General features: G+C 70.6%; 16 protein-coding genes and 1 riboswitch. Of the genes, 6 read left to right on the plus strand and 10 right to left on the minus strand.

The features are described 5' to 3' along the window. The first annotated feature begins 138 nt into the window (after positions 1–138). The gene (locus tag ACZ6TV_RS14875) at positions 139–786 is read left to right on the plus strand and encodes a hypothetical protein (protein WP_465297707.1); all 648 of its coding nucleotides are present in this window, start codon (positions 139–141) and stop codon (positions 784–786) included. Between the two features lie 1,501 nt (positions 787–2,287). Here ACZ6TV_RS14875 and ACZ6TV_RS14880 read toward each other — a convergent pair. Continuing rightward, complete coding sequence (locus tag ACZ6TV_RS14880) at positions 2,288–4,948, minus strand: putative bifunctional diguanylate cyclase/phosphodiesterase (RefSeq protein WP_465297708.1); 2,661 nt, start codon at positions 4,946–4,948, stop codon at positions 2,288–2,290. Between the two features lie 252 nt (positions 4,949–5,200). Between ACZ6TV_RS14880 and ACZ6TV_RS14885 the strand changes: the two genes are divergently transcribed. Both ACZ6TV_RS14885 and ACZ6TV_RS14890 read left to right on the plus strand, forming a co-directional pair. After that, entirely contained in the window at positions 5,201–5,890 is a 690-nt protein-coding gene (locus ACZ6TV_RS14885; RefSeq protein WP_465297709.1) for a hypothetical protein, read from the plus strand. 90 nt (positions 5,891–5,980) lie between these two features. Continuing rightward, positions 5,981–6,817, plus strand: coding sequence for a DUF5753 domain-containing protein (locus ACZ6TV_RS14890; RefSeq protein WP_465297710.1), 837 nt, complete (start codon positions 5,981–5,983; stop codon positions 6,815–6,817). A gap of 8 nt (positions 6,818–6,825) precedes the next feature. Here ACZ6TV_RS14890 and ACZ6TV_RS14895 read toward each other — a convergent pair whose 3' ends face one another. The 7 genes from ACZ6TV_RS14895 to ACZ6TV_RS14925 form a co-directional block, all read right to left on the minus strand. Next, on the minus strand, positions 6,826–10,533 hold the full coding sequence (locus tag ACZ6TV_RS14895; protein WP_465297711.1) for a PQQ-dependent sugar dehydrogenase: 3,708 nt from the start codon (positions 10,531–10,533) through the stop codon (positions 6,826–6,828). 215 nt (positions 10,534–10,748) lie between these two features. Beyond that, a complete protein-coding gene (locus tag ACZ6TV_RS14900; RefSeq protein ID WP_465297712.1) occupies positions 10,749–12,047 on the minus strand; it encodes an ABC transporter substrate-binding protein in 1,299 nt (432 codons plus the stop codon). A 22-nt stretch (positions 12,048–12,069) separates the two neighbouring features. After that, the gene (locus ACZ6TV_RS14905) at positions 12,070–13,170 is read right to left on the minus strand and encodes a branched-chain amino acid ABC transporter permease (RefSeq protein WP_465297713.1); all 1,101 of its coding nucleotides are present in this window, start codon (positions 13,168–13,170) and stop codon (positions 12,070–12,072) included. After that, the gene (locus ACZ6TV_RS14910) at positions 13,167–14,054 is read right to left on the minus strand and encodes a branched-chain amino acid ABC transporter permease (protein WP_465297714.1); all 888 of its coding nucleotides are present in this window, start codon (positions 14,052–14,054) and stop codon (positions 13,167–13,169) included. Before ACZ6TV_RS14910 ends, ACZ6TV_RS14905 begins: the two co-directional genes overlap by 4 nt. Next, entirely contained in the window at positions 14,051–15,850 is a 1,800-nt protein-coding gene (locus tag ACZ6TV_RS14915) for an AMP-dependent synthetase/ligase (RefSeq protein WP_465297715.1), read from the minus strand. Before ACZ6TV_RS14915 ends, ACZ6TV_RS14910 begins: the two co-directional genes overlap by 4 nt. 236 nt (positions 15,851–16,086) lie before the next feature. Next, positions 16,087–16,851: an ABC transporter ATP-binding protein gene (locus tag ACZ6TV_RS14920; RefSeq protein ID WP_465297716.1), complete on the minus strand. Its 765-nt coding sequence runs from the start codon at positions 16,849–16,851 to the stop codon at positions 16,087–16,089. 16 nt (positions 16,852–16,867) lie between these two features. After that, a complete protein-coding gene (locus tag ACZ6TV_RS14925) occupies positions 16,868–17,641 on the minus strand; it encodes an ABC transporter ATP-binding protein (protein ID WP_465297717.1) in 774 nt (257 codons plus the stop codon). A 289-nt stretch (positions 17,642–17,930) separates the two neighbouring features. Beyond that, positions 17,931–18,078: riboswitch (cyclic di-AMP (ydaO/yuaA leader) on the plus strand. A gap of 7 nt (positions 18,079–18,085) precedes the next feature. Between ACZ6TV_RS14925 and ACZ6TV_RS14930 the strand changes: the two genes are divergently transcribed. From ACZ6TV_RS14930 to ACZ6TV_RS14940, 3 genes are read left to right on the plus strand one after another with little or no spacing between them, the layout of a single operon-like run. Continuing rightward, complete coding sequence (locus ACZ6TV_RS14930; RefSeq protein ID WP_465297718.1) at positions 18,086–19,084, plus strand: C40 family peptidase; 999 nt, start codon at positions 18,086–18,088, stop codon at positions 19,082–19,084. Between the two features lie 42 nt (positions 19,085–19,126). Then, positions 19,127–19,873 (plus strand): methyltransferase domain-containing protein, encoded by a 747-nt coding sequence (locus ACZ6TV_RS14935; protein WP_465297719.1) that lies wholly within the window; start codon positions 19,127–19,129, stop codon positions 19,871–19,873. 10 nt (positions 19,874–19,883) lie between these two features. After that, the gene (locus ACZ6TV_RS14940; protein ID WP_465297720.1) at positions 19,884–20,315 is read left to right on the plus strand and encodes an Rv0361 family membrane protein; all 432 of its coding nucleotides are present in this window, start codon (positions 19,884–19,886) and stop codon (positions 20,313–20,315) included. Between the two features lie 194 nt (positions 20,316–20,509). Here ACZ6TV_RS14940 and ACZ6TV_RS14945 read toward each other — a convergent pair whose 3' ends face one another. Next, the gene (locus tag ACZ6TV_RS14945; RefSeq protein ID WP_465297988.1) at positions 20,510–21,433 is read right to left on the minus strand and encodes a sigma-70 family RNA polymerase sigma factor; all 924 of its coding nucleotides are present in this window, start codon (positions 21,431–21,433) and stop codon (positions 20,510–20,512) included. 416 nt (positions 21,434–21,849) lie between these two features. Continuing rightward, positions 21,850–22,821 (minus strand): NAD-dependent epimerase/dehydratase family protein, encoded by a 972-nt coding sequence (locus tag ACZ6TV_RS14950; protein WP_465297721.1) that lies wholly within the window; start codon positions 22,819–22,821, stop codon positions 21,850–21,852. Positions 22,822–22,883: the final 62 nt, after the last annotated feature.

A 22,883-nucleotide genomic window follows, 5' to 3' on the forward strand; every position in this document is an offset into this window, starting at 1 on the left:
ACCTACTTAACCGGTGTGTTTCACAGACAGTCTCCCGAGACTGGGAAATGTGGCGCCGATCGATTAGAATGTGTGTACGAAAGCTGCTCTTGAGCTGGGGTTCTTGGGCCACTTTCGTTGGCTGGGAGGAGAGCGCAAGTGACCGTGTCCACCGTCACCCCGGGATCCGTTCCGTACGCGACACTGTTGAGTTTCACGCGCTATGTCGGCCGCACCGGCCCGCGCAAGGCGAGCTTCGTGGGCGGCCTGCGCCGCCAGCGCGAGTCGGGCTCCGGCTTCAACCCGCACGGGCAGCTCGTCAAGGCACTGAAGGCCGACATCCGCTTCCGGACCGGCGGCACCTATCTCAACGCGGTCGTCGATCAGGTCAACACGCGGTGGCGCCCGCTGTATGAGTCGGTGGTCCCCGGCGCGCTGCGGTATGTCGAGTCGCTCGGCGACCTGTCGCAGGTGGAGGTCACCCCGACCCGCGACGCCCTCGGCATGCTCGGCAACCTTCCGGTGAAGATCAACCCGCACTTCGGCCTGCGGTATGCGGACGGCCACGGCGAGGCGGTCCGGCTGCACTTCGACGAGGACCCGCCGCAGGACGAGGCGGCGGTCGCCACCCTGCACCTCATGACCCGCCACATGGACCTCGTCCTGCCCAACGCCACACCGGTCCTCGTCGACCTCCGCCGCGGCGACGTCCTGCGCCCCGACCCGGCCGTCAAGCCGGGCGAGGTCGAGCGCTGGCTGGCCGGCGAGGCTGCCGCGTTCGCCGCGATGTGGGGCACGACCGCCTGACGCAAACGCAACCTGGCCAGCGGCAGCGGACTGGAGCGTGCCTTCCCCTCAGGCGCCCCGGCCCGCTGCCGCGCGGTCGTTGTGCGCCCGGGGCGACCCGGTCCCGCCGGACACCGCCGACAGGCACCGGCGACCTGGGCAAGCAGCCGTCACGGCCCGGGCGGAGGCCGGGTCGCCGCAGTGTGGCGCGGCGCGCTCGCGGAGCGGTCCACACCGAATGGGCGCGAGAGGCCGCGCGAGAGGCCGCGCGAGAGGCCGGCCACGGAAGAATCGCGGTGCGGTGCGCTCGCGGAAGCGATACCGCGCGGTCGTGGCCAGGTGCGGAAGCGACGCGGTCCAATGACCACCGATGAGACCTGCGCGAAGCTCGTTTATGAAGGCGAGGCGGTCCGGCGCGGTCGCGGAGACGTGCGGAACCGACGCGGCCACGCGCACGGCACGGAACACCATGATCGCGCGGGCAGCACAGTGCGGCACAGTTGCGAAGACCTGCGGAAACGACGCGCCATGCGATCGGCACGGAACGTCATGATCGCGCGGGCAGCACAGTGCGGCACAGTTGCGAAGACCTGCGGAAACGACGCGCCATGCGATCGGCACGGAACGCCATGGTCGCGGAGGCGTGCGGAGCGGCATGGTCGCGGAGGCGTGCGGAGCGGCATGGTCGCGGAGGCGTGCGGAGCGGCATGGTCGCGGAGGCGTGCGGAGCGGCACGGCCATGCAAGCTGCGTGGTCACGGAGGCGGCACGGTTGCGGAGATGGCCCGGTGCGGCGCGGCCACGGAGGCGGCACGGAACGGCACAGTCGCGGAGACGGCCCGATGCGACACCGCCACAGGAACACACGGAAGCACCGCGGCCCTGCAAGCGGCGCGGGCACGGAAGCAGCGCGGGCACGGAGGCGGCGCGGACACGGAAGCAGCGCGGACACGGAAGCAGCGCGGACACGGAAGCAGCGCGGACACGGAAGCAGCGCGGACGGCATGGTCTCGGAGACGACGCGGTGCGGCAAGGTCGCGGAGACGTGCGGAAACGACGCGGCCATGCAAGCGGCGCGGTGCAGGCACTGACACGACGTGGAGCGGCTTGGCCACGGAACGCGCGGAAGCACCACGGCCGTGCAAGCGGCGCGGAGCGGCGCGGAGCGGCGCGGAGCGGCGCGGTCACGGAATGCGCGAAGAGACACGCCATGCAAGCGGGCCAGCACGGCGCGGTGAGGTTACAGAGGCGGCGCGGTCACGGGGTGTGCGGAAACGACGCGGTCACGGAGGCCGTACGGACACGGTGCGAGCACCTTTCCCCACCCCGCCCGCGTCTTGCTTGAGGTCAGCGTCCGCGATGTGCGCAGCCAGGTCGTGCGCAGGCGGCGTGGACGGCCGCAGGTGCGTCGCTGCCGGTGACTGCCCGACGGACTGAGAGGTGGCCGGTCCCGACGGGCGCTGCGGAGGCGGTCTCGCCTGCCGGTCCAATGTCACGACGACTCAGGACCGCGATGCCCCGCGTCAATGGGTGGGGACGGCGGTGCGGGTGCAGAGGGGGGCGATCTCGGCCGCGGGGAGTGGGCGGGCGAAGTGGAAGCCCTGGGCCAGGTGGTAGCCGAGTTCGAGCAGCCGCGCCGCCTGGGCGGCGGTCTCGACGCCCTCGGCGACCGCTTCGAGGCGCAGCGCCTGGGCGATCTCGCTGATCGAGGTGGCGATGGCCTCCTGTTCGACGGTGCCGGTGACGCCGTCGACGAAGGACTTGTCGACCTTGAGGACGTCGACGGGGCAGGTGCGTAGCAGGCCGAGGGAGGAGTGGCCGGTGCCGAAGTCGTCGAGGGCGATCTTCACGCCGAGGGCGTGCAGGGCGCGGACGGTGTCCAGGGCGCGGCCGCCGCCGAAGACGGCGGTTTCGGTGATCTCGATGGTGAGGCGGGCGGGGTCGAGGCCGGTGTCGGCGAGGGTGGCGGCGACGGTGGCGACGAAGGCGGGTTCGAGCAGCTGGCGGGCGGAGGCGTTGACGCTGATCTTCCAGGGGGCGTGTTCGCCGAGCGTGGCGGCCCAGAGGGCGCCCTGGGCGCAGGCCTGGCGCAGGACCCAGGCGCCGATGGGGACGATGAGGCCGGTGCGTTCGGCGACGGGGATGAAGGTGACGGGTGAGACGAGGCCGCGGGTCGGGTGGCGCCAGCGGACGAGGGCCTCGACGCCGCGGACGTCGCCGTCGGGGAGGCCGACGATGGGCTGGTAGAGGACGTACAGCTCGTCGCGGTCGAGGGCCTGGCTGAGGTCGGCGGCAATCTGGGCGTGTTCGACGGCGTGGGCGTCCAGTTCCGGGCGGTATTCGACCCAGCGGCTCTTTCCCAGCTCTTTCGCGGCGTACATGGCCATGTCGGCGCGGCGCAGGAGGTCGGACGCGTCGCAGTCGGCGGTGTGCCGGGCGACGCCGATGCTGGCCTGGATGAGCAGTTCGTAGCCGGCGGCGCGGACGGGGGCGGCGAGCGCGTCGATGAAGGTCTCCGCGATGCGGGCGCTCTCGGCGGCCGTGCTGGCGGGCAGGAGGACGGCGAACTCGTCGCCGCCGAGGCGGGCCACGGTGTCGCCGGGGCGGACGCTGGCGCGGAGGCGCTCGCTGACCTCGACGAGGAGCGCGTCGCCGACGGCGTGGCCGAGGCGGTCGTTGATGGCCTTGAAGTCGTCGAGGTCGACCAGTGCGAGGGCGAGGCCGGCGTCGTGACCGACCAGGGCGGCGCGGACGGCCTCGACGGTGCTGGTGTGGAAGAGGGCGCGGTTGGCGAGGCCGGTGAGCGCGTCGTGGGACGCCTGGTAGGTGAGCTGGTCCTGGTACCGGCGGCTCTCGGTGATGTCCCGGGCGTTGCTGACGATGCCGCGGACGCTCGGGTCGTGCAGGAGGTTGGTGGTGACGACCTCGAACCAGCGCCAGCTGCCGTCGGCGTGCCGCATGCGCAGCTGGACGGTGCGGGCGGCGCCGGGGAGGGCGGGATTCTGGCGCAGGGCGTCGAGGTCGTCCGGGTGGACCCGGTCGCTGACGGTGCTGCCGATGAACTGGTCGGCGGGCACGCCGTAGAAGCGGGTGAGGCTCGGGCTGGCGTAGGTGACGCGGCCGCCGGCGTCGGTGATGGCGAAGACGTCGCTGGAGTTCTGCACGAGGGAGCGGAAGCGGCGCTCGTGCCGGCGCAGTTCCAGCATGCTGGCGTCGACGCGGGCGAGCAGGGTCGAGTTCTCGTAGAAGGAGACGAGCTGCCGGGCGACGACGAGGAGGGTGAGCAGGACGGAGCCGCCGACGAGGACGCGGGTGCTGGTCCGGTCGGGGCCGATCCCGGCGAGGACGAACCCGTCGGCGACGATGACCGCGAGGTACGGCAGCAGGCTGAACGGCCTGGGCGGTTTGCGTGGGGCGGCCAGCGACGCCTGGGTGGTGTAGCGCTGGGCGAGGGCGGCGAGGACGATGCCCGCGGAGCAGACCGGGATGGACAGCTGGCAGTCGTTGAGGTACTGCCGGGACTCCAGCAGCGGCGCGATCGCGCCGAGGCCGGCGCCGGCGAGGACGGTGCCGCCGAGGACCCACAGTGCGGTGCGGTCGATGCCGCCGGTGCCGGCGAGGGCGACCTTCGCGACGGCGAGGAGGCCGGCGAACAGCAGCGTGAGGATGCCGAAGATGGTCCACACGGTGCCGGTGACCCGGGTCAGCTCCAGCGACCGTTGCATGGCGAGGAACCAGCCCATGAGGGCGGCGGCGCAGACCACGACGGCGAGGTCGAGGCCGAAGGTGATCAGGCGGCGGCGGATCGGCAGGCGGATCAGGGCCCAGACGAGGACCAGGACGGCGCCGAGGTACAGCGTCATGGAGAAGCCGCTGGTCCGCTGGGTGGGCGCGCCGGGGCCGGCGAGGCTGTCCACGGCGCTGCTGACGACGCCCGCCAGCAGGATCACCATGGTGATGCCGAGGTGGCGCCAGAAGCGGCCGGCGGGGCCGATGAGGCGCGCGGTGCGGAAGCACACGGCCGCGGCGACCCCCGCGCTGAGCGGCACGGGGATCCAGCCGATCGCGGGGTGCACGAGCACGTGCGGCCACTGCGCCACGAGCCAGCCGGTGCTGAGCACCGCGAGGAGCACGGCACCGCGCAGCGCGGGATGTGACCGCACCAGCCGCACATCGACCGACATCGACAGGAGCCCCCACGAGACGAAAGCACGGACAGCCGTCCGAGAACGTGCTGGACATTCGGCGAGGCAATGCCAGATCTGAGAGATTCCAGAAAATTGTCGGAATTGCGTGGTCCTCAGATGATGCGAAGCACCCTTGATCAATGGGTAGCCGCCCGGTCACACATCGACGGTTTCCAGTGCTAGGTTGACCGCAGCGTGCATCCTCATCCTTGCGCTGCGTAGCGGCCTCGCCGACGAGAAGGGAGCTCGATGACCGAGGGCCGGCACCACAGACGTCGAGTCGACGATCACACGGAGGACGGGATCTACTTCCCACCGCCGCGTGAGGTGCCACGCTCCCGGGCGACGCCGACGGTCACGCCGGTCGCCCCCTCCCCCTGGGCGCCGACCGCACCGGACCGACCGGCGCCGGAGATCCCGCCGGCCCCTCCGCCGGCGGTGCCACCGCCCGCCCGCCAGCCACCATCCCGGCCGCCGGGCGGCGACGCGCACCCCGCCGAGGCACCGGCCTACTACGCCCGCGCGTCCAACTGGACCGTCCGCCCCTCCCCCTGGGCGACCGCCGAGGACGACGAGCTCACGGACGAGGACACGTTCGCACCGGCGGAGGCCGAGCCCCCACCTCCGCCGGTGCGCAAAGCCCAGGAGCGGCAGAAGCCTCCGAAAGCGGAAACGACCCAGGTCGGGCCGGCCCAGCAGCCCCAGCAGGCGCCGCCGCGGGCCGCCCCGGACCGCCCGCCCGCGACGAGCAATGCGACGAGCAGCGCGACGGCGTGGTGGATCGCCGCGGGCGTCATCGTCGTCGCGCTCGCGGTCGCCGCCGGCATCCTGGTCGGCCTCAACCTGGCCCGCCGCGGCAGCGTCACCGGCGCCGCGCCGGCCCCGTTTGCCGGGCCCACCGGGCCGATCGCCACCGCGCCCGCGCACGTCCCGGGCTGACGTCACCGGGCTGAAATCACCAGGTGCATTTGCCGCAAAGAGGGTAGAGACGCCGCGTTGCCATCTGGACGCGATTTGGGGGAAGAGTCCATGAGTGGACCGATCGTGGGCAAGCGTCGCCTTCGAGCCGAGTTGCGACGGCTCCGGCGGGAGCGTGAACTGACCCAGGACCTGGTGGCCGCCGAAATGGAGTGGTCACTGTCGAAGCTGATCCGGATCGAGAACGGCACCGTCGCCATCTCGGTCAGCGACCTGCGCAGCCTCCTGGCCTACTACCGGCTGCACGACACCCAGCTGGTCGACGACCTGCTGGAGCTGGCCAGGGCGGCGAAACGGCGGATGTGGTGGGACGAGTACCGCGCGACCCTGCCCGGCCCCCTGCTCACCTACGTGGGCTTCGAGGCCGAGGCCGTGTTCGTCGGCACGTTCGAGCCGATGCAGTTCCCGGAGCTGATGCAGACCCGGCGGTACGCGAGCGCGACGACCGACGAGCAGAAGACCGGCGATCACGAGCAGCGCGTCGAGTTCCGGCTGCGCCGGCAGAGCGAGCTGTTCGAGCGCGAGGAGCCGTCGAAGTTCCAGGCGCTGATCGACGAGTCGGTGCTGCGCCGGCTGCCGCTGCACGACGACGAGGCGGTCCTCGTCGACCAGATCGAGCACGCCGTCGAGTTCGCGCAGCGGCCGTACACCGACGTCCGCATCGTGCCGTTCAACGCCGGTCACCACATCGGGTGGGAGGGCGCCTTCACGGTGCTCGAGTTCGGCGCGGACGACGGGATGCTGCACAAGGGCGGCCAGCTGCTCGAGGAGCCGGAGCTGATCGCCCACCACGCGGAGGGGCTGCGCAGGCTGGCGGCGAAGGCCCTGCCGCACGAGGCCTCGGTGGACCTCATGCGGCAGGTGGCCGCCGAGCTGAAACGCGGGTAGGCCGGCCGCTACGCCGGCGGGTGGAACAGGACCCCGTTGCCGCTGACCAGCACCGGCTGGTTGTTGGCGTACTGGTAGGCAACGGTCCCGGCGGCGTTCTCGATCCCGACGGTGGCGTTGCTGCCCTGCTCGAACGCGTTGTCGAGATCCTTGTACGCGAACGCGATGTCGCCGTTCTCGTAGAAGACCGCCTCGAAGGTGAGGCGCCGCGACGTGTTGCCGTAGAGGAACACGTTGCGCCACTCGATGACGTACGCCCGGTTCGGCGCCGCACCGGTCGTAGCGGTGCGGACGCTGGACTGGCCGTCCACGACGAGGTCGGACCAGAACGGGTAGACCGTGGCGTTCGGCGCCACGGTCGTGGGCAGGGTGGTGTGGTCGGCGTTGGCCGCGCCGGGGTTCACGAAGCTCGCCTTGCCGTTCGTGTCGACCCAGACCGAGGTGTACGAGGTGCCGTACAGCTTGACCGGGAACGGCGTGGTCAGCTGCACGATCGCGTCGTCACCGGTGAGCGCCAGCGGCGTGTCGCCGTCGATGAACGTCCGGGGCCCGTCGGCGCAGGTGTAGCCGAACGCGTCGGCGCCCTGCGTCAGCGCCAGGTTGACCGTGGAGGTGCCGGCGCCGACGGTCACCGGGGCCGAGGCCCCGCCGCCGCCACAGGCGCCGCCGCCACCGACCGAGGCGTTCACCGTGTACGACCCGGCGGCGACACCGGTGAAGGTGTAGGTGCCGTTCGCGGCGGTGGTCTTGCTCGCCCCGCCGGGGGTGAGCGTCACCGTCGCGCCGGCCACCGGCGTGCCGGTGCCCTGGTTGGTCACGGTGCCGGTGACGGTCCCGGTGACCGGCGGCGGGTCGGCGGGGCCGCCCGGCGACTTGAACAGCACACCCATGCCGTTCTGCAGCGCCGAGGTGTTGTTGGAGAACTGGATGCCGACGGTGCCGCTCGCGTTCTCGATGCCGACCGTGGAGGACGCGCCGGCCTCGGCGGTGTTGTCGATGCCGGAGTAGTTGGTGACGACGTCGCCGTTCTCGAACAGGATCGCCTCGGCGTTGATCCGCCGGGACGTGAAGCCGTACTGGTAGGCGTTGCGCCACTCGACCACGAACTGCCGGTTGGGCGCGGTGCCGATCAGCGCGGTCCTGACGCTGGCCGAGCCGTCCACGACGAGGTCGGTCCAGTAGGCGTAGATGGACGAGTTCGGCGTCGCGGTCGACGGGATCGCGCCGTGCGCCGTGGTCGAGGCGCCCTGGTTGGCGAAGCTCATCCGGCCGTTGGTGTCGATCCACGCCGAGTTGTAGGTCGTGCCGTAGAACTTGAAGCCGAACGGCAACGAGATCTGGCTCATGTTGTCGTCACCGGTCAGCGGCAGCACCGTGCCGTCGGCCGGGACGAACGCCCGCGGCGAGGCCGAGCAGACGTAGCCGAAGGTGTCCTTGCACGAGGACACGTAGCCGGCGGTGTACGTGCCGGCGGTCGCCGGGGCGGTGACGACGTGGGTCTGCGCCCCGCCGTCGGACCACGAGCCGAACGCGTGCGGCACGTTGTCGTACAGCTGCGGCGTCGGCGCGCTGACCGTGTTGGTCGAGCCCTGGATGACGGTGCGGGTGAACGGCGCCTGCTGGCTCGTCGCGCCGACCGTCAGGTTGAGCCCGGGCGGGTTGCTGACGAACGTCAGGTCGACCGTCTTCGGCTGCACGTTGACGGTGGTGGTGCTGGTGAGCCCGCCCGCGTCGGTCGCCGTCATCCGGAACTCCAGATACGACGGGTACTCGTGGTCGGGCGCGCTGAGCGTCCCGCCGGCGACGCCGTTGAGCGTCTGCAGCGGATGCTCGTGGCACACGCCGGGCGAGGAGCAGTGGTGCAGCACGATCGCCCAGTTGAGCGCCGACGCGGGCAGGGTGCCCTGCTGCGGGTCGGTCGCGTGGCCGGTGAAGCTGATCTGGTTGCCGACCGCCCAGGTGAGCGAGGGCAGCGGCGTGTCGATGATCGCGGTCGGCGCGTCGTTGCCCGCGGTGATCGTGACCGTCTTGTCGTTGGTGGCGCCGAGGGTGTCCGTCACCCGTAGCTTCGCCGTGTACGTCCCCGCCGTGGTGTACGTGTAGGAGGCGGTGACGCTGGCCGCGACGTTCGGCGTGTCGAAGGTGCCGTCGTTGGTGAAGTCCCACTGGTACTTCAGCAGGCCCTGGTCGGCGGGGTCGGCGTCGGAGGACGTCGAGCCGTCGAAGGTGACGGCGAGCGGCGTGCCGCCGGAGGTCCGGTTCGTGGTGATCGACGCGACGGGCGGCTGGTTGCCGCTGTAGTGCCGGATGCGGCGCACCGTGCCGCCGTTGAGGTCGACGTAGTACAGCTCGTTGCCGGGGCCGATCGCGAGGTCGACGGGGTTCGCGGCGCCGGCGGCGAACGTGATGATGTTCGACGTCGACGGCAGCCCACCGGCGGTGGCGGGCATCATGGCCCAGATGCAGTCACGGCTGTAGTCGGAGAAGAACAGCGCGCCACGGTACGCGGCCGGGTAGGGGCCGCTGTCCGGGTAGAACGCCACGCCGGAGGACGACGAGCCGCCGCTGGGGCAGGTCTCCCCGGCGACGACCTTCGAGCTGTGGTTCCACGCGTAGTACGGCTGGACGTTCGGCACGGCCGGGGTCGCGCCGTACATCGGCTCGCACAGGTTGAGGTTGGCGCCGTCGTAGCCGCCCTGCGGGTTCGGGCCCTCGATGCACGGCCAGCCGTAGTTGCCGATCGTGCTGGCGACCGGGTTCGCGACCCGGTTGATCTCCTCGAACGTGTTCCAGCCGACCTCGCCGCTCCACACCTCGTTGGTGCCGGGCTTCATGGTGAAGCGGAACGGGTTGCGCATGCCGTAGGCGACGATCCGCCGGGCGTTGGCGTCGGCGGAGCCCGCGTTGGGGTTGGTCGGCAGCGCCGCGCCGGTCGCCGGGTCGATGCGGATGACGGTGCCGTTGAGGCCGGTCGGGTCGGCGGTGGTGCGGATGTCCTGGGAGCGCAGCGCGCCGCCCTCGGCGGTGGGCGTGCTCAGCGCCGTGCCGGCCGCCGACGGCGGGTCGCCGCACGGGTTGGCGGGGTTGCCGAACTGGCCGTAGTCGGTGGCGCTGAAGCTGGCGCCGTCGCCGGAGGAGGCGTACAGCGCGCCGTCGGCGCCGAAGTGCAGGTCGCCGATGGAGTGGCTGGGGTACTGCTGGCACCAGTCGGTGATCAGCACCTGCTCGGCGCCGGTCATCTGGTTGCCGTTGGCTTGCAGCCGCGACAGCCGGCCGGTGACGACGCAGTTGCCGTCGTTGGCGTTCGGGCAGACGTCGTTCCACTTCGGCGCGGTGCCGCCGGGCAACGCGTCGTAGGTGTACAGCACGTACACCCACGGGTTCGTCGGGAAGCCGGGCGCGAGCGCGAGGCCGAGCAGGCCGCGGTCCCACTGGTCGTGCACGTTGGTGCGCAGGTCGGCGAAGACGTCCGCGGTCGGGTCCGACAGGCTGTCGTAGACCTTGATCAGGCCGCTCTTCTCGGCGACGAACACCCGGCCGTCAGGGGCGAACTCGATGTTCGTCGGGTTGGTCAGGCCGCTGAAGACGACCTGCTCCTGGAATTCGGGCGGGAGGGTCGCTGCGGTCGCCGGCGCCGAGCCGGTGACGGGCACGAGAACGCCGGCCGTGAGCATGGCGGCGAGCAGAGCGCGCACGGTACGTCGACGCATCGACATGAACCGTCCTCTCCTGATGGGGGTCGTGCAGAGAGGCGGGAGTCCCGCTGAAATTGCGCCAGCCTACCCAGCGCGCACCGACGTGAGGAAGTGTCGCGTTGCCGACGCGGGCGGTCACGACTCGCCGCGAAACGGGCGACTCCGGGCGCGGTAATACGGAAAACGACCCGTTCGGCCGAGCCCGGCCGAACGGGTCGTCGCACCTCATGACGTCGTTACAGCTGCTCGTAGCAGGGCTTGGTGAGCTTGAAGTCCTTGGCGACGGAGCCGGTGAAGTAGTCCTTCTCCAGCTTGACGTCGTTGGGGCCGCCCGCGCCGACGGTCGGGTTGTAGATGAGCGACTGGCGGAAGATGCCGTCCGCGCCGCCGGCGTAGTTGCCGGCGCCGTCGGGCAGCATGCCCTCGTAGTCGACCTTGGTGAGCGACTTGGCGGCCTTGAGCAGGCCGGCCCGCGTCAGGTCACCGTCGGCCTGGGCCTTCTTCAGCGCGGCGAGCATCGGGTACGACCAGACCCAGCCGGACGTGTAGCCGTCGTTCGGCGTGACGCCGGGCAGCGCCTCGCGCATCGCCTTGTGCCCGGGGGTGTCCGACGCCCACGACTTCCACGGCGAGGACTGCACGTAGAGCGCCTTCAGCGCGGGTGCCGCGGCGGTGGCGAGCAGGCCCTGGTTCCAGGACGGGCTGGTGCCGATGAACTTGCCGGTGAAGCCGCGCTGGGCGGCGCCGCCGACGATCGCGGCCGCGTCCGCCGGGCCGGTGGTCAGGATGACCAGGTCGGGCTTCTGCGTGACGATCGCGGTGACCGCGCCGGCCTGCTTGTCGGTGCCGGTGTCGGTCTTCACGTTGATGAACGTCATGCCGAGCTTCTCCGCGGCGATCTTCGCCCCGGCGGCGGCGTCGTCGCCGTAGTCGCCGGCGAGGTGCACCGCCATGACGGTCTTCGGGGAGAACTTCTCCTTGGCGTAGTCGACGGCGTTCATCGACTCGATGCAGTAGTTGGCGCCGGACTCGAGGATGTTGTCCTCGAAGGCGTAGGCCGACGTCCACGCCGCGGGGGCGGCGATGATGTTGTTGGCCTTCATGTCGGGCAGGATCGCCGCCGTGGTCGGCGAGCCGAGGCTCTGCGCCAGGGCCAGGACCTTGCCCTTCATCTCCTGGTAGGCCTCGTTGTGCGTCTGCGGGTTGTACTTGTTGTCCCGCACGTAGGTCTCGGCGTCGATGTCGTACCCGCCGATGCCGCCCTGCGCGTTGACCCGCTTCCAGAACGCCTTCTGCGCGTCGGTGATCGGCACGGCGAGGACGTGGAACGGCCCGACGGTCAGGTCGGAGATGATGCCGAGGTAGATGCAGCCCCGGTCCTTGTGCTCGGACTTCGGACAGGGTTCCTTGGTGATCCCGACGTCCGACTTCGGGCCCGACGAGCCCTTGCTTTCCGTGCTGTCCCCGCCGCGACATCCGGCGAGTGAGCCGACGGTGAGCACCGCGGCGAGGGCAAACATGCCCAACCTCTTCATTGAGGAGCTCCTTACGACGAGGTCAGTACGAGAACGGCCAGGCTTTCCAGTAGTTGCGGAGCCGGATCCAGATGCCGAACAGCCCGCGCGGCTCGAAGATCAGGAACACGATGATCAACACGCCGTACAGGACGGTCTCGAGCTGGTAGGCGTTGGGTGACTCCGCGGGCGAGTTGCTGATGAACGGCAGGTACGACGGGACCTCACGGATCAGCCGTGGCAGCAGCGTGATGAGGAAGGCGCCCAGGATCGCGCCGCTGACCGTGCCGGCACCGCCGATGAGGACCATGGCGATGTACTGCACCGACAGCAGCAGGTTGAAGGTCGTCGGGTCGAAGTAGCCGACACCGACGTAGAGCAGCGCACCGGCGCAGCCGGCGTAGAACGACGACACCCCGAAGGCGATCGTCTTGTATCTGGCCAGGTTCACGCCCATCACGCCGGCCGCGATGTCGCGGTCCCGGATGGCGGTGAAGGCCCGGCCCACCCGCGAGCGCGCCAGGTTGCGCGCCGCGAGAGCCGCGAGGACGAGCAGCACGAGCATCAGCAGGTACAGCTTCTGATCTCTCGTGAGGAAGGCGTCGCCGGTGTTGAGGTCGTAGCCGAACAGGGTCGGCGCCGGGGGCTGGCGGCCGATGCCGGGCCCGCCGGTCAGCGACGACCACTCGTTGATGACGTGGCCGCCGATGAAGACCAGCCCGAGGGTCACGATCGCCAGGTACAGGCCGCGCAGGCGGGTCGCGAGCGGGGCCACCAGTACACCGGCGACCGCTGCGACGAGACCGGCGGCCGGCAGCCAGATCAGGATCTCCCGGACCCCGAAGCCGATGGTCCGGGCGTCGGGGTCGCCGGCGATGGCCGCCGCCGTGTAGGCGCCGATCGCCAGGAAGAACGCGTGCCCGAGCGACACCTGACCGGCGTAGCCGGTGACGATGTTGAGCCCGATCGCGCCGATCGCGGTGACGCACGCGAGGCCGATGAGCTGCAGCAGCTGGTCCTCGACCAGCCACGGCAGCGCCGCGCCGACCGCGAGGAGGATCCCGACGGCCACCTTCTTCGAGGTGGTGTCGAGCAGCGCCAGCTCCTGGTTGTAGGAGGTGCGCAGCAGTGGACGGTTTCTCATACCCTTTCGACCTCCCGGGTGCCGAACAGGCCGTAGGGGCGCACGAGCAGGACCAGGAACATCACCACGTAGGGCGTGACGACGGAGATGTTGCCGCCGAGCCACGGCACCGAGCCCTGGTAGGTGGCGGTGAGCTCCTGGACGGTGCCGACGGCGAGGCCGCCGATGACGGCGCCGGGCAGCGAGTCGAGGCCGCCGAGGATGATCACCGGCAGGGCGGTCAGCGCGATCAGCCACAACGACTCGCTGACGCTGCCGCCGACCGCCGCGAACGTGCCGGCGACCGCGGCGAGGGCACCCGCGAGGGCCCACGACAGCGCGAAGACCGACCCGACGCTGACGCCCTGGGCGAGCGCGGCCTCCTGGTCGTAGGAGGCGGCCCGCATGGCCAGGCCGGTCCGGGTGTACCGGAAGAACAGGAACAGCAGGGCGATGAGGACGGCGGTGGTCAGGACCATCGCGACGTGCCGCTGCTCGACCTGGACGCCGCCGGGCAGCTTCCACACCTTCAGGCCCCACGGGTCGCCGACCTGCCGCACGTCCAGGCCGATGGCGCCGTTGACGACGACCCGGACGGCGATGTCGATGCCGAGCGTGATGATCGCGACGGTGAAGACCGGCCGGCCGATCATCGGCCGGACCGCGAGCCGCTCGACGCCCAGGGCGATGCCGCCGGTGAGCACGGCGGCCGCGGCCAGGGCGAGGAAGAAGCCGAGCGGCCCCACCAGGTAGGTCACCAGGACGGCCCCTGCCAGCATGAACGCCGGCTGGGCGAAGGAGATGACCCGGGTGGCCTTGTAGATGATCACGAACCCGAGGCCGAGCAGCGCGTAGACGCTGCCCGTGCCGATGCCGCGCAGGACGCTCTCGACGAAATCCTTCACACTCGGCTCCCGTACATGTCGTCGACGAGCGCGGCGAAGGTCGTGGCGACGGCGCCGCGGCGGACCTTCTGCGTCGCGGTGAGCTCGCCGTCTTCGTGGTCGAGCTCCTTGGGCAGCATCCGGAACGTCTTGACCTGCTCGACCGGGTTGTGCACGGCGTTGACCGCGTCGAGCACGCCCTGGATGAGGGCGAGGACCTCGGGCTTGGCGGACAGGTCGCGGTAGGTGGTGTAGCCGATGCCGCGGCGCTGCGCCCATTCCCCGACGGTGTCGAGCTCGATGCCGATGAGCGCGGTCAGGAACGCCCGGCGGTCGCCGATGACGACGGCCTCCTTGACGAACGGCGACGCCTTCAGCTTGTTCTCGATCTCGCTCGGCGCGACGTTCTTGCCACCGGCGGTGATGATGATGTCCTTCGACCGGTCGGTGATCCTCAGGTGCGTGCCGTCGACCAGCTCGCCGACGTCGCCGGTGCGCAGCCAGCCGTCCGCGGTCATCGCCTCGTCCGTCGCCGCCTGGTTGCGGAAGTAGCCGGCGAACGTGCCCGGGTGCCGGGTCTGGATCTCGCCGTCGTCGGCGATGCGGATCTCGACACCGGGGTGCGCCTCGCCGACGGTGCCGAGCCTGACCCGGCCGGGACGGTTGGCGGTGCTGATCGCGGTGTTCTCGGTCATGCCGTACACCTCGAACATCGGCACCCCGATGCCCATGAAGAACCGCAGCACGTCGGGGGCGATGGGGGCGGCGCCGCTGGCGGCGTAGCGGACCCGGCGGACCCCGATGCGCTCCTTCAGCGCCCGGTAGCACAGCAGCCAGCCGATCGCGTACCGCAGGCGGCTGCCCGCGGTGTGCCGGCCGCCGTTGGCCTCCAGGGTGGCGCCGATCCGGTCGGCGACCCGCAGCCAGAGCCGCGCGTTGGCCCGCTTGACCGGCGACGCGCCGGCCAGCCGGACCGTGACGCCGGCCATCATCTTCTCCCAGATGCGCGGCACCCCGAACAGGATCGTCGGCTGCACCTCGCGCAGGTCGGCCTGCACGGTCGCGATCGACTCACCGAAGTGCACGGTGACGCCGGCGGCGGCGTTGAACCAGACCGTGAAGACCCGCTCCGCGACGTGGCACAGCGGCAGGTACGACAGGGTCAGGTCACCCGGCCCGGGCGGCGGGTCGGAGAAGCCGCCGCCCTCGATGAGGACCCGGATGGCGAAGTCGACGTTGGCGACGGTGAGCATCGCGCCCTTGGGCCGCCCGGTGGTGCCGGACGTGTAGATCAGCGTCGCGACGTCGCCGGGCTGCGACGCGAGCTCGACCGGGCCGTCGTCCGCGTGCGACGCGAGGAGGTCGCTCCACGCGATGAGCTTCGGGTTCTTGTACCGGCCGCGGATGCCCCGGGGTTCGAGGTAGACGATCCATTCGAGGTCCGGGCAGTCGGGAAGGACGGCGAGGGCCTTGTCGACCTGTTCCTGGTCCTCGGCGAAGAGCACCCGGGCGCCGGAGTCGGCGAGCATGTGCCGCACCTCGTCGGGCGGGTTCGTCGGGTAGAGCCCGACGGTCGCGGCCCGCACGGCGACGGCGGCGACGTCGACGAAGAGCCACTCGGAGCGGTTCTCCGACTGGATCGCGACCCGGTCGCCGGGCTGCACGCCGAGTGACCTGAGCGCCCGGGCCACGGTCTCCGCGGTGCTCCAGTAGTCACGCCAGGTGATCTCGCGCCAGATGCCGCGGTGCTTCTCCCGCAGCGCGACGGCGTCCGGGGTACGTTCCGCGTGCTGCTTCACCAGATCAGCGATCGTCATGCGTCCTCACTTCGTTCCGGGCGCCTGACCGCAGGCTGACCTCCTGATGACCGGCCCGAGCCGCTCCGCTGGCCGGTCATGCGTCCTCACTTCGTTCCGGGCGCCTGACCGCAGACTGATCTCCTGATGACCGGCCCGAGCCGCTCCGCTGGCCGGTCATGCGTCCTCACTTCGTTCCGGGCGCCTGACCGCAGACTGATCTCCTGATGACCGGCCCGAGCCGCTCCGCTGGCCGGTCATGCCGCCTCCACCTCGCCCAGGTAGGCGCGCAGGACGTCGGGGTTGTTCTGCACCTCGGCGGGGGTGCCGGTGGCGACGGGCACCCCGAAGTCGACGACCATGACCCGGTCGGCGAGGTCCATGACGAGGCCCATGTCGTGCTCGACGAGGATCATCGGGATGCCGAGCTCCTCGCGGACGTCGAGGATGAAGCGGGCCATGTCCTCGGTCTCCTCCAGGTTCATCCCGGCGACCGGCTCGTCCAGCAGCAGCAGCTTCGGCTCCATCGCCAGGGCCCGGCCGAGCTCGACGCGCTTCTGCACGCCGTACGGCAGCAGCCCCACCGGCAGGCGGCGCCACTGGGCGAGCTCGAGGAAGTCGACGATGTCCTCGACCACGGCCCGGTTGGCGATCTCCTCGCGCCGGGCGCGGCCGAGCCACGCGATGGCGGCGAGGGTGCCGTAGCGAATGTGGTGGTGCCGGCCGAGCATGAGGTTCTCCAGCACGGTCAGGTGCTGGAACAGCTCGACGTTCTGGAAGGTGCGGGCCACGCCGAGCTTGGCGACCTTGTCGGGGCGCAGGCCGGTGAGCTCGACGTCGCCGAGCTGCACCCTGCCCTGCTGCGGGCGGTACACACCCGAGATCACATTGAAGATCGACGTCTTCCCGGCCCCGTTGGGCCCGATGACGGCGAAGAGTTCGTTGTCCGCGACGGTGAACGAAACACCGTCGATGGCTTTGACGCCGGCGAAACTGAGCCGGACGTCTTCGAAACGCAGCACGGCGACTCCTGATTTCCTATGACAGCCAGCGTTTGCGGCGCTTGTAGTGCTTCACGTCGCGGAAGGACCGCTCGGCCCGTCCCAGGTAGAACTCGCGGATGTCGTCGTCGGCGAGCAGTTCGGCGGCGGGCTTGTCGAGCACGACCTTGCCGGTCTCCAGCACGTATCCGTGCTCGGCGATGGACAGCGCCATGGTCGCGTTCTGCTCGACCAGCAGCACGCCGGTGCCGGCCCGGTTGATCTGCACGATCAGGTCGCGGACCTGCTCCACCAGGCGCGGCGCGAGGCCGAGGCTGGGCTCGTCGAGCAGCAGGTACGCCGGGTCCGACATGAGCGCCCGCCCCATCGCCAGCATCTGCTGCTCGCCGCCGGAGAGGTAGCCGGCGACGCTGCCGCGGCGCTGCGCGAGGACGGGGAAGAGGCTGTACATGCGGTCCATGGCCTCGGCCCGGCCCTTGGGGCGGGTGTGGGCGCCGAGCCGCAGGTTCTCCTCGACGGTGAGCTCCGCGAATGTCCTGCGCCCCTCCATCACCTGCGAGACGCCCCGCCGCACGATCGCGGCCGGTCGCAGCCGGTGGATGGGTCTGTCATCGAGGGTGATCGCGCCTTTGGTGACGGCGCCGTCGTGCACGCCGAGCAGGCCCGACAGGGCCCGCAGCAGCGTGGTCTTGCCCGCACCGTTCGCGCCGAGCAGCGCGACGATGCGTCCTGGTGGGACCTGCAGGCTGACGCCCCGCAGGACCAGCATCACGTCGTCGTAGACGACCTCGAGGTTCTGGACACGCAACATCCGGTGACGCTCCTCCGGGGGTGTTCGGAGTGGGCGAACTATGTGCATCGACGGTGAATAAAGTTACGTGTATTTAACCGGGTTCCAGAGCAGAATCAAGCCCCAAATATGTGTCCGTCAACACTCGGTTCCGTGTTGTGTCACCGTCCGATGTGGAGCGACAACCCGTGGTGATACGGACTTTTGGGGTAATAGATATTGAACAACTCGCGCGGGTTTCGCTTCGCTGGTGATCACGTTAAGTTAGGTCCGGCCTGCCCGGCAGTCCGTCGCCCAGCCCGGGCGGCGCCGGCAAGCGCCGCCGAATCGAGCGCCGTCACGGCGCTGTGCGAGCCGGGGACCCAGGTTCCTTGGGGTGAATCCGCGAAGCCGCGGTAGGGCGCACTCTTCCCGCCCGAACCCGTCAGCTAACCCGGTAGGCGGTCGGTGAAGAAGGGTCATCCCTTGTCCGTCGGACACCGCGCCAGACGATCCCTGCTGCGCACCCTGATCATCGGGGCCGTGTCGCTGGTCATCGTGGCGCCCGCGAGTGTCGCCAAGGCCGACCCCACGCTCGCCGAGATCGAAGCCCAGCTCGACAAGGTGGGCGACGAGTTCGAGGCGACGGTCGAGGCCTACAACAAGGTCAACGAAGAGCTCGCCAACGCCCAGGCGGCCAACGCCGAGCTGCAGAAGAAGCTCCAGCCGTTCGCGGACAGCGCGGCCGCCGCCACCGCCAACGTCGACGTGCTCGCGGTCGCCGCGTTCAAGACCTCGGGCAACTTCGCCACGCTGTCGGTCATCCTCGGGTCGCAGTCCTCCGACTCGCTGATCGACCAGCTCTCCACCCTGCAGCAGATCAACAAGCACCAGCAGGCGGAGATCGGGGCGCTCAAGGTGGCCCAGGCGGAGCTCGCCGACGAGCAGAAGAAGATCGACGACACGATCGCCGCGGAGAACGCGAAGAAGGCCGAGCTCGAGGTCAAGAAGAAGAAGATCGAGGGCGACGTCAAGAAGCTCGAGGACCTCAAGCGCCGGGCCACCGCGGCCGGCAGCACCAAGACCACGGCCGCGACGAAGCCCGCCGGTCCCCCGCCCGCCGTGTCCGGCGTGGCGGGCAAGGCCGTCACCTTCGCGTGGAACCAGATCGGCAAGCCCTACAAGTGGGGTGCGGCCGGGCCGAGCAGCTACGACTGCTCCGGTCTCACGTCGGCCTCGTGGAAGGCCGCCGGCAAGAGCATCCCCCGGGTCGCCCAGGATCAGTACCGCGGCACCGCACGCGTCTCACAGGCCGATGCGGCAGCCGGTGACCTGGTCTTCTTCGGCTCCTCCACGAGCAACATCACGCACGTCGGGCTCTACATCGGCAACGGGCAGATGATCCACGCGCCGACCACCGGCAAGACCGTGCAGGTGTCCTCGACCAACCGGAGCAACCTGCGGGGCTTCGGCCGCGTCAGGTAGTCCCGTCCTCTCTCCAGAGGCCATGCCCGGCAAGATTGGGGCATGGCCTCTTGGGATCCCGAGCAGTACCGCCGCTTCGCCGAAGAGCGGGCGCGGCCCTTCCACGAGCTCGTCGCGCGCATCCGGACCACCGCGCCGGTCGCGGTCGTCGACCTCGGCTGCGGGCCCGGCGCGCTGACCGCGACGCTCGCCGAGCGGTATCCGGACGCGGCGGTGCTAGGCATCGACTCCTCCCCCGAGATGCTCGCCGACGCCGCCCCGCTCGCCACGCCGCAGCTGTCGTTCCAGCTCGGCGACATCGCCGGGTGGCGGCCGCAGCGCGGCTCCGTGGACGTCATCGTCGCCAACGCCTCGCTGCAGTGGGTCGGCGACCACGCCGCGCTCATGCCGGTGCTCGCCGCGGCCCTCGACGACGGGGGCACCCTGGCCTTCCAGGTCCCGACCGGCGGGCCCATCCTCCCCGAGGACGTCCTGGGACCCGCGCGGCTCGGGCCGCGCGGCGCGACGCCGGTGCGGGAGCCGTCCTGGTACGTGCGGACGCTCGCCGGGCTCGGCCTGACCGTCGACGCGTGGGAGACGACCTACTTCCACGTGCTGCCGGGCGAGGACCCGGTCCTCGAATGGTTCAGCGGGACCGGCCTGCGCCCGTATTTCGACGCGCTGTCCGGTGCGGAGCTCGACGAGTTCCGTGCCCGGGTCGCGGCCGCGCTGCGCGAGCGGTACCCCCGCGAACCCTTCGGGACGATCCTGCCGTTTCCGCGACTGTTCGTGGTGGCACGGCGAACCTAAGATCTCGGCCGTGGAGCAACCGCGCAGCCGCCGCAGCTCGGCGAAGATCGTGCTGGCCGTCGTCGCCGTCCTGGCAGCCCTGTGCTGCTGCGGCGGCGGCGCGGGCGCGTTCTTCTTCTTCAACGGCGCCACGAAGGCCGCCGGCGAGGCGACCTCGGCGTTCCTGACCGACCTGCAGGCCGGGGACCTGACGGCGGCCTACGACCGGCTGTGCGACGCGACGCGGTCCCGCTACGAGCAGCCGTCCTTCGCCGAGGTGGTCAACCGGCGCAAACCGGTCTCGCACGACGTGCACTGGGGCGGCGGGTACAGCAACAGCAACGGGCGGGAGACGGCCACGATCACGGCGGACATCTCCTACGCCGGCGGCGGGCGGGACGCGCACACCTTCCAGCTGACGAAGGACGCCGGCACCTGGAAGGTCTGCGGCGACCCGTACTGACGCAGCGTCACCGGCACGGAGGAACCGCGGGGTGGGCGGGGAGCGTCCGGGGCGCCGGGAGCGTGCCCACCGCGCCGGACACCGAGCGTGACGATCAGTGACCTAAACGAGACCTAAGCGTCCCACGATGTGGAAGCAGCCCCCGACCGGTCCGGTCAGGGGCTGCAGGGTTTCGGTAGCGGCGTCGTTGTCGGCTAGGCGGCCTGGAGGCCTTCCGCACGGGCCAGCTCGCGGAGCCGGCCGAGGGCCTGGATCTCCAGCTGGCGGATGCGCTCGCGGGACAGTGAGAACCGGCTCGCGACCTCGGTCAGCGAGTGCTCGCGACCGTCCTCCAGACCGTAGCGGGCGCGCATGATGCCCGCGGACCGGTCGTCGAGGTGGTTGAGCAGGCCCTCGATGCGCTGGCGCTCCAGGGCGGCGAGGACCACGTCCTCCGGCGACGGCGCGTCGGAGTCGGAGACCAGGTCGCCGAGGCTGGTGTCGCCGTCGTCGCCGACCGGTGTGTCGAGCGAGACGGTGTCCTGGGACCAGCGCTTCAGCTCGTGCACGCGCTCGACGGGGACGCCGAGTGCGGTCGCGAGCTGCTCGGGCTCGGGATCGTTGCCGAGCTCACGGGTGAGCTGACGCGCGACGTTGCGCATCCGGTTGACGTCCTCGACGAGGTGGACGGGCAGCCGGACCGTGCGCTCCTGCTGCGCGATCGCCCGGCTGATCGCCTGGCGGATCCACCACGTCGCATATGTCGAGAACTTGTAGCCGCGCACGTAGTCGAACTTCTCCACGGCGCGGACCAGGCCGGTGTTGCCCTCCTGGATGAGGTCGAGCATCGGCATGCCCGACCGCACGTATCGCCGCGCGATCGACACCACGAGGCGCAGGTTGGCCCGGATGAACCGGTCCTTCGCCCGCTCGCCCTCGTCGACGAGGCGCTGCAGCTCGGCGGCGCTCACGCCGTCGGGCAGCTCGTCCTCGTCCAGCAGGTGCTCCGCATAGAGACCAGCCTCGACCGCCTTGGAAAGCTCGACCTCAGAAGCGGCGTCGAGCAGCGGCGTGCGGGAGATCTCATGCAGGTAGACACCAACCAGGTCACGCTCTTCGGCACCTGTATCGGGTCGCATCTCCACTTTCACGTTCTCCACCTTCGGGCCCCTCCCCGTCCATCCTTCGCCTTCCCCGTTTCACCCTGCTAAAACGGGTGCCCCCCGGGTATGCCCCCTACACAACAGTCACCTGGCCTGCCGAATTCCACCCTCGCGGGCGATTCCGGTGACGACCCGTGAGAGTTGCACCACTTACCTAGACGACGCGGGAGCAGCTCCGGTTCGCTTCGGTTGCAACAAGTGATACGTGGTATTCCTGCCCGTCAGACGCCTAAACTCGCTGTGAGTTCCCTGGGAACGACGCTCGATGGGACCGGGGTCACCGCTGTTCATCGGCAAGAGTCGGCCGCATGACAGGCAAATGCGCATGTATCCGTAGGAATCGACGCGGGCCGCCGTCTGTCGAAATGCTGACGAGCGCGTCACACTCCCGCCTACTGAGCGTGCCATTCCCGCAACAGCTCGACTTCTTCCTCTTCCGTGAGACCAGTAATGTGGCGAGTGTCACTGAATGCCGCGAGTGTGTCCGCGGCCGTTTCGGGAAGCGGGCGGGTCCGCAGCCCCGCGGTGAGCGAGCGGGTGACGTCCCGGGTGAGAAACCCGCCGAATTCCGGCAGCGGCAGCCACAGCGGCAGCGACCTGGGCCCGGACCAGGGCTCGACCGCGTGAGCGGCGAGGAAGTCCTGCGTCACCCAGGTGAGTGACCCGGTCCCGCCGAAGCCCGCGTGGAACTCCCGGCGGGTCATCGGGGCGCCCATGCCGTCGTACGTGCCGGTGAGGCCCTCCTGGGCGGCGCGCAGGATCCAGTCGGCCAGGTCGCGGACGTCCACGAACTGCACCCGCTCGTCCGGGTCGCCGGGGGCGAGGATCTCGCCGCCGCGGGCGTGCCGGGCCACCCAGTAGTCGAAGCGGCCGGTGGGGTCCTCCGGGCCGACGATCAGCCCGGCCCGGTTGACCAGCACGTCGGCGAAACCCTCGCGGACGATCTGCTCGCAGGTGACCTTGCACCGGCCGTAGGACTCGGCGCTCGCGGCCGGGTCCTCGTCACCCGGGTCCGCCGGCGGCAGCGTCGGGGCGGTGTCGGCGGTCTGGTCCGGGGTCGCGGCGTCGGCGTAGGCGGAGCAGCTGGACACGAAGGTGCAGTGCCCGACCCTGCCGGCGAGCGCGGCGACCATGTGCCGGACGTGGCTGGGCTTGCGTGCGACGTCAACCACCGCGTCGAAGGTGCCCTCGACGGCGCGCAGGCCGTCGGGGTCGTCGCGGTCGACGGTGACGAACGTGGCGCCGTCGACGGGGTCGCCGGACCTGCCGCGGGCCGCGCAGGTGACGTCGTGGCCGGCGGCCAGGGCCTGCCGGGCGACCGCCCGGCCGAGGAACACGGTGCCACCGAGGACAAGGATTCTCATCGGACGATCCTTCGCCGCGGGACCGCGATTGGGCAGGCCTGTTCGCCGTGAGCGTGCCGCGT

This window comes from Dactylosporangium sp. NPDC051087 (assembly GCF_055586325.1).

What these genes read in the sequence shown, in the direction of transcription:
- ACZ6TV_RS14945 (WP_465297988.1), bottom strand. Translation starts at nt 21,433, where the DNA reads ATGCGACCCGATACAGGTGCCGAAGAGCGTGACCTGGTTGGTGTCTAC.
- ACZ6TV_RS14950 (WP_465297721.1), bottom strand. Translation starts at nt 22,821, where the DNA reads ATGAGAATCCTTGTCCTCGGTGGCACCGTGTTCCTCGGCCGGGCGGTC.
- ACZ6TV_RS14900 (WP_465297712.1), bottom strand. Translation starts at nt 12,047, where the DNA reads ATGAAGAGGTTGGGCATGTTTGCCCTCGCCGCGGTGCTCACCGTCGGC.
- ACZ6TV_RS14905 (WP_465297713.1), bottom strand. Translation starts at nt 13,170, where the DNA reads ATGAGAAACCGTCCACTGCTGCGCACCTCCTACAACCAGGAGCTGGCG.
- ACZ6TV_RS14895 (WP_465297711.1), bottom strand. Translation starts at nt 10,533, where the DNA reads ATGTCGATGCGTCGACGTACCGTGCGCGCTCTGCTCGCCGCCATGCTC.
- ACZ6TV_RS14880 (WP_465297708.1), bottom strand. Translation starts at nt 4,948, where the DNA reads ATGTCGGTCGATGTGCGGCTGGTGCGGTCACATCCCGCGCTGCGCGGT.
- ACZ6TV_RS14890 (WP_465297710.1), top strand. Translation starts at nt 5,981, where the DNA reads ATGAGTGGACCGATCGTGGGCAAGCGTCGCCTTCGAGCCGAGTTGCGA.
- ACZ6TV_RS14915 (WP_465297715.1), bottom strand. Translation starts at nt 15,850, where the DNA reads ATGACGATCGCTGATCTGGTGAAGCAGCACGCGGAACGTACCCCGGAC.
- ACZ6TV_RS14935 (WP_465297719.1), top strand. Translation starts at nt 19,127, where the DNA reads ATGGCCTCTTGGGATCCCGAGCAGTACCGCCGCTTCGCCGAAGAGCGG.
- ACZ6TV_RS14925 (WP_465297717.1), bottom strand. Translation starts at nt 17,641, where the DNA reads ATGTTGCGTGTCCAGAACCTCGAGGTCGTCTACGACGACGTGATGCTG.
- ACZ6TV_RS14885 (WP_465297709.1), top strand. Translation starts at nt 5,201, where the DNA reads ATGACCGAGGGCCGGCACCACAGACGTCGAGTCGACGATCACACGGAG.